At 62.5% G+C, this 13,389-nt stretch carries 14 protein-coding genes; all 14 read left to right on the top strand.

Going from position 1 to position 13,389, the window contains the following annotated elements:
* Window positions 1-5: 5 nt before the first annotated feature.
* The 14 genes from ABI660_RS08225 to ABI660_RS08160 all read left to right on the top strand — a co-directional run bounded on the left by ABI660_RS08225 (window position 6) and on the right by ABI660_RS08160 (window position 13,240).
* Window positions 6-716, top strand: coding sequence for a tetratricopeptide repeat protein (locus ABI660_RS08225; protein WP_348066751.1), 711 nt, complete (start codon window positions 6-8; stop codon window positions 714-716).
* A complete protein-coding gene (bamB, locus tag ABI660_RS08220; protein WP_348066749.1) occupies window positions 713-1,867 on the top strand; it encodes an outer membrane protein assembly factor BamB in 1,155 nt (384 codons plus the stop codon). Before ABI660_RS08225 ends, bamB begins: the two co-directional genes overlap by 4 nt.
* Window positions 1,868-2,017: 150 nt before the next feature.
* Window positions 2,018-3,361: a ribosome biogenesis GTPase Der gene (gene der / locus ABI660_RS08215; RefSeq protein ID WP_348066747.1), complete on the top strand. Its 1,344-nt coding sequence runs from the start codon at window positions 2,018-2,020 to the stop codon at window positions 3,359-3,361.
* Window positions 3,362-3,411: 50 nt separating this feature from the next.
* Complete coding sequence (gene hfq, locus ABI660_RS08210; RefSeq protein WP_348066745.1) at window positions 3,412-3,681, top strand: RNA chaperone Hfq; 270 nt, start codon at window positions 3,412-3,414, stop codon at window positions 3,679-3,681.
* A complete protein-coding gene (gene hflX, locus ABI660_RS08205) occupies window positions 3,678-4,859 on the top strand; it encodes a GTPase HflX (protein ID WP_348066794.1) in 1,182 nt (393 codons plus the stop codon). The genes hfq and hflX overlap by 4 nt, the downstream gene beginning before the upstream one ends.
* A gap of 42 nt (window positions 4,860-4,901) precedes the next feature.
* A complete protein-coding gene (gene hflK, locus ABI660_RS08200; protein ID WP_348066743.1) occupies window positions 4,902-6,323 on the top strand; it encodes an FtsH protease activity modulator HflK in 1,422 nt (473 codons plus the stop codon).
* 9 nt (window positions 6,324-6,332) lie between these two features.
* Window positions 6,333-7,235 carry a protease modulator HflC gene (gene hflC / locus ABI660_RS08195; RefSeq protein WP_348066741.1) on the top strand — a complete coding sequence of 301 codons (903 nt, stop codon included), beginning with the start codon at window positions 6,333-6,335 and terminating at the stop codon, window positions 7,233-7,235.
* A gap of 9 nt (window positions 7,236-7,244) precedes the next feature.
* Window positions 7,245-7,433: a DUF2065 domain-containing protein gene (locus ABI660_RS08190; protein ID WP_348066739.1), complete on the top strand. Its 189-nt coding sequence runs from the start codon at window positions 7,245-7,247 to the stop codon at window positions 7,431-7,433.
* 129 nt (window positions 7,434-7,562) lie between these two features.
* On the top strand, window positions 7,563-8,777 hold the full coding sequence (locus ABI660_RS08185) for an ATP phosphoribosyltransferase regulatory subunit (protein ID WP_348066737.1): 1,215 nt from the start codon (window positions 7,563-7,565) through the stop codon (window positions 8,775-8,777).
* A 53-nt stretch (window positions 8,778-8,830) separates the two neighbouring features.
* Window positions 8,831-10,171: an adenylosuccinate synthase gene (locus tag ABI660_RS08180; RefSeq protein WP_348066735.1), complete on the top strand. Its 1,341-nt coding sequence runs from the start codon at window positions 8,831-8,833 to the stop codon at window positions 10,169-10,171.
* An 84-nt stretch (window positions 10,172-10,255) separates the two neighbouring features.
* Window positions 10,256-10,780: a phosphoribosyltransferase gene (locus ABI660_RS08175; protein ID WP_348066733.1), complete on the top strand. Its 525-nt coding sequence runs from the start codon at window positions 10,256-10,258 to the stop codon at window positions 10,778-10,780.
* Between the two features lie 18 nt (window positions 10,781-10,798).
* Window positions 10,799-11,809 carry a hypothetical protein gene (locus ABI660_RS08170; protein ID WP_348066731.1) on the top strand — a complete coding sequence of 337 codons (1,011 nt, stop codon included), beginning with the start codon at window positions 10,799-10,801 and terminating at the stop codon, window positions 11,807-11,809.
* Window positions 11,810-11,853: 44 nt separating this feature from the next.
* Window positions 11,854-13,041, top strand: a complete 1,188-nt coding sequence (locus ABI660_RS08165; protein WP_348066729.1) for a PLP-dependent transferase — start codon at window positions 11,854-11,856, stop codon at window positions 13,039-13,041.
* Between the two features lie 28 nt (window positions 13,042-13,069).
* The gene (locus ABI660_RS08160) at window positions 13,070-13,240 is read left to right on the top strand and encodes a hypothetical protein (protein ID WP_348066727.1); all 171 of its coding nucleotides are present in this window, start codon (window positions 13,070-13,072) and stop codon (window positions 13,238-13,240) included.
* Window positions 13,241-13,389: the final 149 nt, after the last annotated feature.

Here is a 13,389-nt window from a genome sequence, read left to right as displayed (position 1 = left end):
GCTATATGGCAAAACATCTCGATTTGGAAGAACAGGAGCAGCTTGACGAGCTGAAACACTTCTGGAAGCAGTACGGCGACCTGATCACCTGGAGCCTGATTGCCATTTTTGGCGCTTTTGCGGCCTGGAACGGCTATAACTACTGGCAGCGCGATCAGGCGGCCAAGGCCGCCGTCATGTACGACGAGGTCGAACGCGCCGCCCAGTCGGGCGATACCAGCCGGCTGGACCGTGCATTCGCTGACATGAAGGAGCGGTTTGCAGGCACGGCCTTCGCCCAGCAAGCCGGGCTGATGGCGGCCAAAACCTATTACGACAAGGGCAACCTCGATGCCGCCAAGACTTCCCTCAACTGGGTGGCTGGCAAAAGTGCCGACGAGGGTTACCAGGCCATCGCGAAGCTGCGTCTGGCGGGCCTGCTGCTGGAGTCCAAGGCTTACGACGAAGCGCTGCAACTGCTTTCGGGCGCTTTCCCCAAGGACTTCGCGGCGCTGGCGGCTGACCGCCGCGGTGACATCCTTACAGCCCAGGGCAAGAAAGCCGAAGCACGGGCGGAATACGAAAAAGCCTACAAGGGCATGGACGAGCGCACCGAGTACCGGCGCCTGGTCGAAGTCAAACTCAATGCGCTCGGGTTGAACCCCTCCGCTGCATTGGCCAGCCCTGCAGCTGCCGCTGCAGCTTCTCCCGCGTCCGCCCCGGAGGTCAAGCCGTGATTTTCAAGCCTTTTCGGCCTCTGGCCCTTACCCTCAAAGCGTCGACAGCTATTGTTTTAATAGCATTTCTGGGTGGTTGCTCGCTTTTTGGCAGCTCGACCAAAAAGCCGCAGCCGGCCGAACTGCAGCCGGTGGTGGCACTGGTGCCGGCCAAACAGGTCTGGACGGCGCGCATCGGCGAGGTCTCCTTCCCGCTACAAGCGAACGTCTCTGGCGATACCGTTGTGGTCGCCGCCACCGATGGCACCGTGGCTGCATTGGATGCACGCAGCGGCCGCGACCTGTGGCGCACGAATGTCGGCGCACCAATAGCCGCCGGCGTGGGCAGCGACGGAAAAGTTACCGCCGTGGTCACGCGTACCAACGAAGTGGTGGCGCTGGCGGGTGGCAAGGAAATCTGGCGCCAGAAGCTCGCCGCCCAGGCTTTCACCTCGCCCTTTGTGGCGGGTGGCCGCGTGTTTGTTCTCGCTGCTGATCGCTCGGTCAATGCCTTCGACGGCCAGACCGGGCGCAAGCTCTGGTCGCAGCAACGCCCCAGCGAACCGCTTGTGTTGCGCCAGTCGGGCGTCATGCTCGCCGTTGGCGACACATTGGTGGCCGGACTGGCAGGCCGTCTGACCGGACTGAATCCGCTCAACGGCAGCATTCGCTGGGAAGCCCCGATTGCCTCGCCGCGCGGCATCAACGATGTGGAGCGCCTGGTGGATCTGGTTGGTACGGTCAGCCGCAACGGCAACACGGTCTGTGCCCGGGCCTTCCAGGCCAGCGTCGGCTGTGTCGATGCCCAGCGTGGCACTTTGCTGTGGACCAAACCGGCCAATGGCGCGCAGGGCATCGACGGCGACGACCGCCTGGTGTTTGGTACCGAAGCCGACGGCAAGGTGCTGGCCTGGCGCCGCACCGACGGTGAAAACGCCTGGAACACCGACCGCTTGCGCTATCGCAGCCTGAGCGCGCCGCTGGTGGTGGGGCGTTCGATTGCCATCGGGGACTCTGCCGGCTTTGTGCACCTGTTGTCACGCGAAGACGGTTCCATGTTGAATCGACTCGCGACGGACGGTTCGCCCGTGGCTGCCTCTCCGGTGCTGGCCGGCAACGTCCTGATTGTGGTCACGCGTTCCGGCGCAGTTTTCGGCTTCGCGCCTGAATAGAGTGGCCCCCACGCTCGTCACTTCGTGTACTTCGCTGCCCCCCGAGGGGGCCGCTGCGCCTGCGGGCCGGCAGAGCCGGACCCGCGGCCCCTGCTTGATGGGGGATGAGGCGCCCATGCTTGTCATTCCTCTTCCTACCGAACGCTCACTTTGAAACCTGTTATTGCCTTGGTCGGTCGCCCCAATGTGGGCAAATCGACCATTTTTAACCGCCTGACCAAGTCGCGCGAAGCGATCGTGGCCGACTATGCCGGCCTGACGCGGGATCGCCACTATGGCAATGGCCGGCTCGGCGCGCAGGAGTTCATCGTTATCGACACCGGTGGTTTCGAGCCCAAGGCGGTTGATGGCATCTACAAGGAAATGGCCAAGCAGACCCGGCAAGCCGTGGCCGAGGCTGACGTGGTGGTGTTTGTCGTTGATGCGCGTGCCGGGGTGAATGCCCAAGACCACGAGATCGCCAAATACCTGCGCAAGCTGGGCAAGCCGACGGTGTTGACCGCCAACAAGGCCGAGGGTATGACCGAGGGCGTGCAGCTCTCCGAGTTTTTCGAGCTTGGCCTGGGCGAGGTGTTGCCGGTGTCCGCTTCGCACGGGCAGGGCATGCGCACTCTGGTCGAGCAGGCGCTGGAGCCCCTGAAACTGCCCGATCCTGACGAAGACGACCAGCAAGGCGATCCGTCGGTGATCAAGCTGGCGGTTGCCGGACGCCCCAATGTGGGGAAATCGACGCTGATCAACACCTGGCTGGGCGAAGAGCGCCTGGTAGCGTTTGACCAGCCCGGCACCACGCGCGACGCGATTTCGGTGCCCTTTGAGCGTGCCGGGCAGAAGTTTGAGCTGATCGATACCGCCGGTTTGCGCCGTAAGGGCAAGGTCTTCGAGGCCATTGAGAAGTTCTCGGTGGTCAAAACCCTGCAAGCCATCGAAAGCGCCAATGTAGTGCTTTTGCTGCTCGACGCGACCCAGGGCGTGACCGACCAGGACGCGCATATTGCGGGCTACATCCTGGAAAGCGGGCGAGCTGTTGTTCTGGCGGTCAACAAATGGGATGCCGTGGACAGCTATCAGAAGGAAACTCTGGAGCGCTCCATCGAGACCCGGTTGTCCTTCCTGAAGTTCGCCACCATCCACAACATCTCGGCGATCAAGCGCCAGGGCCTGGGTCCGGTCTGGAAATCCATCGTCCAGGCCCACGCTTCGGCCAACCGCAAGATGTCCACGCCGGTGCTGACCCGCCTGCTGCTCGAAGCGGTGCAGTTCCAGAGTCCGCAGCGGGCCGGCATGTTCCGCCCCAAATTGCGTTATGCACACCAGGGGGGCATGAACCCGCCCATCATCATCGTTCACGGCAATTCCCTGGAACATGTCACCGACGCCTACAAGCGTTTTCTGGAAGGGCGCTTCCGCAAGGAGTTCGATCTGGTGGGCACCCCGCTGCGCATCCAGATGAAGTCATCCAGCAACCCCTACGCGGACAAAGATACGGCCTAGGATGACAACCGCTGCCAATTGGCTGTGGTAAGGTGAAGTCCTATCAACTCTTGAACACGGAAAATATCGTGAGCAACAACAAAGGCCAGCTTTTGCAGGACCCCTTCCTCAATACTTTGCGCCGTGAGCATGTACCGGTGTCGATTTACCTCGTCAACGGCATTAAGCTTCAGGGCCAGATCGAATCTTTCGATCAGTATGTGGTCCTGCTGCGCAATACCGTCACTCAAATGGTCTACAAACACGCCATTTCGACCATCGTTCCAGGCCGTGCAGTCAATTTTGCCGCGGCAGAATCCCAAGAAAGCCCAACCAGCTGAGTTCGCAGGACCTCTCCCCGGCGGTCACGCCGCTGGCCATTCTGGTCGGGGTCGATCTGGGCCTCCCCAATTTCGACGCTGGCCTGGACGAGCTGGGCCTGCTGGCCCAGACGGCCGGACTGCAGCCTGTTGCCCGGGTGGTCTGCAAACGCAGGGCGCCGGACGCGGCCTTGTTCATCGGCAGCGGAAAAGCCGACGAGATCAAGATGCTGGCCCTGGAAACGGGTGCCAGCGAAATCCTCTTCGACCAGTCCCTGAGCCCGGCCCAGCAGCGCAATCTTGAGCGGGTACTCGGCTTGCCGGTCAATGACCGCACCTTGCTGATCCTCGAGATTTTTGCCCAGCGCGCGCGCAGCCACGAAGGCAAGTTGCAAGTTGAGCTGGCGCGCCTGCAATACCTCTCGACCCGGCTGGTCCGGCGCTGGTCGCACCTGGAGCGCCAAACCGGCGGTGCCGGCGTGCGCGGCGGTCCGGGTGAAAAGCAGATAGAGCTGGACAAACGCATGATCGGCGAATCCATCAAGCGGACCAAGGAGCGGCTGACCAAGGTCAAGAAGCAGCGCCAGACCCAGCGACGCCAGCGCGAGCGGCGAAACTCCTTCACGATTTCCCTGGTTGGCTACACCAATGCCGGGAAATCGACCCTGTTCAATGCCCTCGTCAAGGCGCGCGCTTACGCCGCCGACCAGCTGTTTGCCACGCTGGACACCACAACGCGGCAGCTCTACCTGGGCGACGCCGCCCGCTCGGTGTCGCTGTCCGACACGGTGGGCTTCATCCGCGACCTGCCGCATGGCCTGGTTGATGCGTTTGCCGCCACCTTGCAGGAAGCCGCAGATGCCGACCTGCTAATGCATGTGGTCGATGGTGCGAATCCCGATCATCTCGAGCAGATTGAGCAGGTCCAGCGCGTGCTGGCCGAGATCGGCGCGGCTGATGTGCCGCAGATTCTGGTGTTCAACAAGCTCGATGCCCTTGAAAAATCGCGCCGCCCCCTGCAGCTAAGTGACAGTTTCGAGATCAATGACGCTTTTTCGGACACGGGCCGGCGTGTCGAGCGGGTTTTTGTCAGCGCACAGACGGGCGAGGGCCTACCTTTGTTGCGTGAGTTGCTGGCGCGGTACGCGTCGCACACACCCGTCGAAGATAGCCCCCGAATCAGTGAGACCGTCGCGTGATTAGGCACAATGTCGGAGTAATAAAAAAGTGAGCTCGATTCCATGAACCTGAACCCTGTGCTACAGACGCTGACGACCCTGCCAGGACGGCTGAGGCAACGCGCCCGAGGAGTGTTCAATTTGAACGATCCGCGCTGGGGCCGTGACGACGACAACAAAACCCCGCCCGACGATTCCAAGCCTGAAGCCGGCCGCGACGATGTTCCGCCTGTGCGGCCACCCGCACCGAACCGGCCGCAAGGCCAGGGGCAGGGCCCCAACCAGGGCCCTCCCGATCTTGACGAGTTGTGGCGTGACTTCAACCGCAAGCTCGGTGGCCTGTTCGGCGGAAAAAATGCCGGCCAGCGTGGCCGCGGCAATGGGGGATTTGGCGGCGGAGGCGGCAACGGCGGCCCCGGCGGCTTCCAGCCTGACATGAAAAGTGCAGGCATCGGCGTCGGCCTGATTGCCGGCGTGGCTGTGCTGATCTGGCTGGGTACTGGCTTTTTCATCGTGCAAGAGGGCCAGCAGGCGGTCATCACCCAGTTCGGCAAGTACAACTCCACCGTGGGTGCAGGTTTCAACTGGCGCCTGCCGTATCCGGTGCAGCGCCATGAAATCGTGGTGGCAACGCAGATCCGCTCGGTCGATGTGGGGCGTGACAATATCATCAAGGCAACCGGCCTGCGCGAATCCGCCATGCTCACCGAAGACGAGAACATTGTCGAGATCAAGTTCGCCGTCCAGTACCGCCTGAACGATGCGCGCGCCTATCTTTTCGAGACGCGGGATCCGGCCGCCACGGTGGTGCAGGCCGCTGAAACCGCGGTGCGCGAGGTCGTCGGCAAGATGAAGATGGACTCCGCGCTTGCCGAAGAGCGCGATCAGATTGCGCCGCGTGTGCGTGCGCTGACACAGGTCATCCTTGACCGCTACAAGGTGGGCGTGGAAGTGGTCGCCGTCAATCTCCAGCAGAGCGGTGTGCGTCCACCCGAGCAGGTCCAGGCCGCCTTTGACGATGTCCTGAAAGCCGGCCAGGAGCGTGAGCGCGCCAAGAACGAGGCCCAGGCCTACGCCAATGACGTGATTCCGCGCGCGGTGGGTTCGGCGTCGCGCCTCAAGGAAGAGTCGGAAGCCTACAAAGCCAGAGTGGTGGCGCAGGCGCAAGGTGATGCCCAGCGTTTTCGCTCCGTGCTGGCGGAATACCAGAAGGCGCCCCAGGTCACGCGCGACCGCATGTACCTTGACGCCATGCAGCAGGTCTACAGCAATGTCACCAAGGTGCTGGTCGAGTCGCGCCAAGGGTCCAACCTGCTGTACCTTCCGCTTGACAAGCTCATGCAGGCAACCGGGCAGGGCGGTTCTGCTGCAACCGGTGTGGAGTCAAGCGCTGCAGTCGCGCCGCTTCCGGTGCCGTCGTCCACAGCGCCCCTGGATTCGCGAGCCCGCGACACTTCCCGCACCCGCGAACGCGAAACCCGCTAAGGAACCATCGTGAACAGAGTTGGATTTATTGCTTCTTCCCTGCTGGTCGCGCTGGCCCTGCTCAGCTCCATGCTGTTTGTGGTGGATCAGCGCCAGTTTGGTGTGGTGTACGCGCTGGGCCAGATCAAGGAGGTCATCCTGGAGCCTGGTCTCAATTTCAAGTTGCCGCCGCCTTTCCAGAACGTGTCGTACATCGACAGGCGGCTGCTGACACTGGACAGCACTGACGCGGAACCTATGCTGACTGCCGAGAAGCAGCGCGTGGTGATCGACTGGTTTGTCAAATGGCGCATCATCCAGCCGTCGGAGTACATCCGTAACGTTGGTCTTGACGAACGCGCCGGGGCCAACCAGCTCAACCGCGTGGTGCGCAACGCTTTCCAGGAAGCCATCAATAGGCGCACCGTCAAGGATCTGCTGTCGCTCAAGCGCGAGGCTCTGATGGCTGACGTGAAGGCCGAGGTGCTTGAGGTCGTGCGCGGTGCCAAGCCTTGGGGCATTGATGTGATCGACGTGCGCATCACGCGCGTGGACTACGTGGAGGCCATCACGGAATCGGTGTACCGCCGCATGGAGGCCGAGCGCAAGCGGGTTGCCAACGAATTGCGTTCCACCGGTGCCGCCGAGGGCGAGAAAATTCGCGCCGATGCCGACCGGCAACGCGAGGTCACCATTGCCAATGCCTACCGTGAAGCCCAGAAGATCAAGGGTGAAGGCGACGCGCAGGCCGCTGCCGCCTACAACGATGCCTTCGGCCGCGACCCGCAGTTTGCCCAGTTCTATCGCAGCCTGGACGCCTACAAGGCCAGCTTCGACAAAAAGGGAGACGTGATGGTGATTGATCCGTCCTCTGACTTCTTCAAGGCCATGCGCAGCTCCGGCGGCGTTTCGGCACCTGCCGCCAGAAAATAACGGCGCGGCTTGGACAGCAGCACGATCTGGCAGGCACTGGCCTTGATGCTGGTGATTGAGGGTCTGCTGCCTTTGTTCTCGCCGCGCGGCTGGCGCGGCATGTTCGAGCAGATCCTCAAGCTCAGTAACGGCCAGATCCGTTTTTTTGGCCTGTGCAGCATCGCTGCCGGCTTGGCCTGGATCGCCTTTCTCATCTGAGGGCTGCTTCCCGGCAGACGTCCGCTCCCTGGATTTTTCCTGCCCTGTGGCTGTATCCGGCGGTCTCTTGGCCGGAAACCGGGCCTCAAGCCCGGTAAAATCCTGTTTTTAACAGCCCACGATAAATACATGCCCGCCTGGTCGTCATCATGGCAATTGCCGGATCAAATTGCCGATGTCCTGCCCTCCGAGGCGCGCCACATCGAGGAACTGCGCCGTTTGTTTCTGGACACGGCGCGCAGCTACGGCTACGAGCTGGTCATGCCGCCGCTGCTCGAACATCTCGAATCCCTGCTCACCGGCACCGGTGAGGCGCTCGACCTGCAGACCTTCAAGCTGGTGGACCAGCTCTCCGGCCGCACGCTGGGCCTGCGCGCCGACACCACGCCGCAGGTAGCGCGCATCGACGCCCATCTGCTGAACCGCCAGGGCGTGGCCCGCCTGTGTTACTGCGGCCCAGTGCTGCACACCCGCGCCGACCGGCCGCACGCCACGCGCGAGCCGCTGCAGTTTGGCGCCGAAATTTACGGCCACGCCGGGCTCGAGGCCGACCTCGAAGCCCAGTTGCTCGCGCTGGAGGGCCTGAACGCCGCCGGCGTCACGCAACTGTCGGTGGACATGGCCGATGTGCGCATCGTCAGCAGTCTGCTGGCCGGCGCGAAGGTCAGCCCTTCCATGCTGGCGCGCATACACGCCGCATTGGCGGTCAAGGATGCCAGCGAGCTGTCCAGCCTGATGTCCAGCCTCAACGGCGAGCTGCCTGCGGCGGCGCGTGAAGGCCTGCTGGCGCTGCTGCAGATGTATGGCGACGACAAGGTGCTGGCCGAGGCTGAGAAGGCTTTCAAGGCGGTCCCCGACGCACTCACGGCCCTGCAGAACCTGAAGTGGCTGGCGACCCATGTGCGGGCGTTGGCCGGTCCGGTGCGCATCGCGTTTGACCTGGCCGACCTGCGCGGTTATGCCTACTACAGCGGTACCCGTTTTGCCATCTACGGTCAAGGCCAGCGCGACGGTGCCCAGGGTGCCGAGCTGGTGCGAGGCGGCCGTTATGACGAGGTCGGCGCCGTGTTCGGGCGCAACCGGCCCGCAGCCGGTTTCAGCCTGGATCTCAAGGAACTGGTCAGTGTGCTAACCCCCAAACCGCTGCGGCCTGCCATACGCGCGCCCTGGGGTGAAGAGGTCGGCCTGCGCGCGGCCATCGCCAGATTGCGCGCCGGCGGTGAAACCGTGGCCTGTGTCTTGCCCGGCCATGAACACGAAGTCGATGAATTTGACTGCGACCGCGAGCTGGCCAATGTTGCCGGCCAGTGGCAGGTCCAGCCGCTGGGTAAAACGCCGGCCTGAACGCTGCCGCGAATATCCCGCATCCCCAACAATCCTTAAAGAGTGAACTGAAGATGACAAAGACAACTGCCGCAACCGCCGGCCGCAACGTGGTGGTCGTGGGCACCCAATGGGGTGATGAAGGCAAGGGCAAGCTGGTGGACTGGCTGACCGAAAGCTCCCAGGGAGTGGTTCGTTTCCAGGGCGGCCACAATGCCGGCCACACGCTGGTTATCAACGGCATCAAGACAGCCTTGCACCTGATTCCCAGCGGGATCATGCGCCCCGGCGTGAAGTGTTACATCGGCAATGGCGTGGTGCTCTCGGCCGCCAAATTGTTTGAAGAAATCGAAGGCCTGGAAAAAGCCGGTGTCGAGGTGCGCTCGCGCCTGCGCATCAGCGAAGCCTGCCCGCTGATCCTCCCTTTCCATGTGGCGCTCGACGTGGCGCGCGAAACCCGCCGTGAAACCGGTGGCACCGTCAAGATCGGCACCACCGGCCGCGGCATCGGCCCGGCCTACGAAGACAAGATCGCCCGCCGCGCGCTGCGTGTGCAGGACCTCAAATACCCTGAGCGTTTTGCCGCCAAGCTGCGCGAGCTGCTGGACCTGCACAACTTCGTGCTGACCGGTTACCTGAACGCGCCGGCCGTCGAGTTCCAGCCGGTGTACGACGAAGCCATGCGCCATGCCGAACTGCTCAAACCCATGATGGCCGACGTTTCGCGTGAACTCAACGACGCCAACGCCGAAGGCGCGAACCTGCTCTTCGAAGGCGCGCAGGGCACGCTGCTCGACGTCGATCATGGCACCTATCCCTTTGTGACTTCCAGCAACTGCGTGGCGGGGAATGCCGCCGCTGGCGCGGGTGTTGGCCCGGGCATGCTGCACTACATCCTGGGCATCACCAAGGCCTATTGCACGCGTGTGGGCGGTGGTCCGTTCCCGACCGAGCTGGACTGGGAAAAGCCCGGCACGCCGGGTTACCACATGAGCACCGTCGGCGCAGAAAAAGGCGTGACCACCGGTCGCAGCCGTCGCTGCGGCTGGTTCGACGCCGCGCTGCTCAAGCGCTCGGCGCAAGTCAACGGCTTGTCTGGCCTGTGCATCACCAAGCTTGATGTGCTCGACGGCATTGAAAACCTCGAGCTTTGTACCGGTTACGAACTCGACGGCCACATCGTCGACATCCTGCCCATGGGTGCCGAAGACATTGCGCGCTGCAAACCGATTTACGAGACCCTGCCGGGCTGGACCCAGAGCACGGTGGGCGTGACCGACTACGACAAGCTGCCGGCCACGGCCCAGCGTTACCTGCATCGCATCGAGGAAGTTACCGGCGTGCCCATCCACATGATCTCGACCAGCCCCGACCGCGACCACACCATCCTGCTGCGCAACCCCTTTGCAACCTGAACGGTTTCGCGAGAATTTTCAGTCAAATCGCGCTCCAGCCCAATCAGGGCGGGCGCAACCAGCTATTGAATCAGGAGCATTTTCATGTTGACGGAAGACGGCAAACATCTCTATGTCAGTTATGACGAATACCACAACCTAATTGAAAAACTGGCGATCAAGGTGCACCAGTCCGGCTGGCAGTTCGACACCATCCTCTGCTTGGCGCGCGGCGGCATGCGGCCCGGCGACATCCTCTCGCGTATTTTCGACAAGCCACTGGCCATCATGTCCACCAGCTCCTATCGCGCCGACGCGGGCATGACACAAGGCAACCTCGACATTGCACGCTTCATCACCACACCCAAGGGCGAAATCGCCGGCAAGGTGCTGCTGGTGGACGACCTGGCCGACACCGGCCACACGCTCAACGCAGTGATCCATCAGCTGCGCAACAACTACAAGCCCATCAGCGAGCTGCGCAGCGCCGTGATCTGGACCAAGGGCGTGTCCACTTTCCAGCCCGATTACTCGGTCGAGTTCTTGCCCACCAATCCGTGGATTCACCAGCCCTTCGAAGGTTACGACAGCATGGGCCCGGAGAAGTTGCTGGAGAAGTGGAAGGTCTAGCTGAGGAAGCCAGGCGTCATGTTCAGAAGAGCATTTGCCCTGCGCGTGATCAATCTCGCGCTGCTGTGCGTTAGCGGGGACGCGGCAGCCCAGACCGCAAACGCTGCAGCGGGCGAGAAGGTGAGCTGGCAAACCCTGCGCTGCACAGGCGCACCGCTGGACTGCGGTGCGATAGATGGCATCGGCTACCTGTTCAACCCTGCTGGTGCCACCGCCGTCGTGCTTGTCTCGCATGGTGCGCAAGGCCTTGACCGCAATGTTTTTCACTACGTTGATGCATTGAATGAGTTGGGTATCGCCTCGCTGGTGATGGACCACTACACACCCCGCGGCATCCACCGGGTGGCCGACGACCTCGCAGCGGGCCATGCGAAGGGCGCCAACGTCCTGAACATGAACATGGATAGCCTGACTGCCGCCGACTGGTTACGCCGCACACAGGGTTTCAGGCGCGTGGGCTACCTGGGTGAGAGCTACGGAGCAGGTGCTGGCCTGTCGGTTAACAGGAAGTGGACGCACGACATCGTCGAGTCGAAGGTGCGTGGCACTTATCGCAAATTGTTCAACGCCAAACCCATGGACGTGATTGTGGGGCTTTACCCTTTCTGCGGCGTACGCGATGAAGTGCGGGACCGGTACTTCGACTCGCCAATGCTGATTGTCACCGGCGATCAGGACGATGCTGCTCCCGCAGCACTTTGCCAGCGTTATGCCGCGTGGGTGAACGAGCGTGGCGGCAAGGCTGAAAATCTGATACTTCCAGGGCAGGGGCACAATTTCGATTTCAACCACAAGCGAGCCTTTGCGCCGCGCCATCCCAATACCGCCAACTGTGACATCCTCGTGCAGCGCGGAGGCTCGGTGGTTGACGAGAAGACAGGGTTCACTGCCGGTGACATCGCTGCCGTGATGGCGAACTGCACGACACATGGCTACCACGGCGGCCATACGGACAATCAGTTTGTGGCCGTGCCGGTCTGGACCGCATTCCTGAAGAAATATCTGAGCCAGGGGTGGCAGCGGCCTTGATGTCGGCTCCGGTGCAAATCGCCGCCTGCCGTTAACATGGCTGGATGAGCGATATCTCCACCCAACTGATCCACCACGCCTACAAGCCGCCCGCCGGCTTTGACTCCGTCCAGCCCGGCGTCCACAAGGCTTCGACCATCATCTTCCCAAGCGTTGCGGCGCTGCGCCAGCGCGACTGGAAACACAAGACGGGCTACACCTACGGCCTGCATGGCACGCCAACCACCTTCACGCTGGAAGAGCGCATTGCCACGCTGGAAGATGGCAGTTTCTGTACCCTGGTTCCCAGCGGGCTGGCGGCGGTGGTGCTGGTGGACATGGCGCTACTCAAGGCCGGTGACGAGATGCTGATTCCCGACAACGCGTACGGGCCCAACAAAACTTTTGCGCAGCACGAACTCACCGCCTGGGGCGTCAGCTTTCGCTATTACGACCCTATGCAACCCGCCGACCTGGCAGCGAAGTTGAGCAAGAAAACACGCCTGGTCTGGCTCGAGGCGCCGGGCTCAATCACGCTGGAGTTTCCAGACCTGCCGGCGCTGGTGGCCGCCGTCAAGGCGCATGGCGATGTGCATCCGCAAGGCATCGTCACGGTGCTGGATAACACCTGGGGAGCCGGCATTGCCTTCAATGCCTTTGCGTTGGGCGCCGACATCTCCGTCCAGGCCCTGACCAAGTACCCCAGTGGCGGTGCCGACGTGCTGATGGGCTCGGTGGTCACGCGCGACGAGGCCTTGCACCAGTTGGTGCATTTTTGCCATATGCGCGTGGGTTACGGTGTGGGCGGCAATGACGTGGAGCTGGTGCTGCGCGGCCTGGGCAGCCTGGCTTTGCGTTATGCCGCGCAGGACGCCTCGACCCGCGTGCTGGCGGCCTGGCTGCAGCAGCAGCCGCAGGTTGAAGCGGTGCTGCACCCGGCGCTGGAAGGCTCGCCCGGGCATGCGTTCTGGCAGCGCGATTGCACGGCTGCCGCCTGCCTGCTGAGCATTGTGTTCAAGGCGGGGTTTGCACAGGCGGAAGTTGACGGCTTCTGCGACAGGCTGCAACTGTTTCAGCTCGGCTACAGCTGGGCCGGCCCCATGAGCCTGTGTGCACCCTATGACGTGCCAGTCATCCGGACCACGCCCTGGCCCTTCAAAGGCGGGCTGGTGCGGTTTTCGGTAGGCCTGGAAGCCGTCGCCGACCTGCAGGCCGACCTGGCGAACTCGCTGGCCCTGATGCAGTACAGTTAGGGCATATTCCCCCTGAAGAAAGCACGCCGTGGCAACTCCCAATTATTCCTACGAAAAGCGCCAGAAAGAGCTGGCCAAAAAGAAGAAAAAAGAGGAAAAACTCAAACGCAAGGCCGAGGGCAAACCGGACCTGCCGGATGACGACACGCCAGAGGGTGAAGAGGGCGGCACCGCGCCGCCGGCAGACCCCGCACCCTGACGCGCCGTCGGCCCTTGGAGATTTGAATCAAATCGGGCTTTGGCCCTTGATGGACGGGTGCAGGTAGCTCTCTTTTTTATAGCAAATTCAACACCAGGCCCCGGAAGGACAGGCAACTGTTCTTCCGGGGCCTTGTCGTTGGAGCCGGC

It is taken from the genome of Polaromonas sp. (genome assembly GCF_039930745.1).
GTDB lineage: Bacteria > Pseudomonadota > Gammaproteobacteria > Burkholderiales > Burkholderiaceae_C > Polaromonas.
Note: the sequence above shows the minus strand (reverse complement) of the source record. Positions and strands in the feature narration are given on the sequence as shown.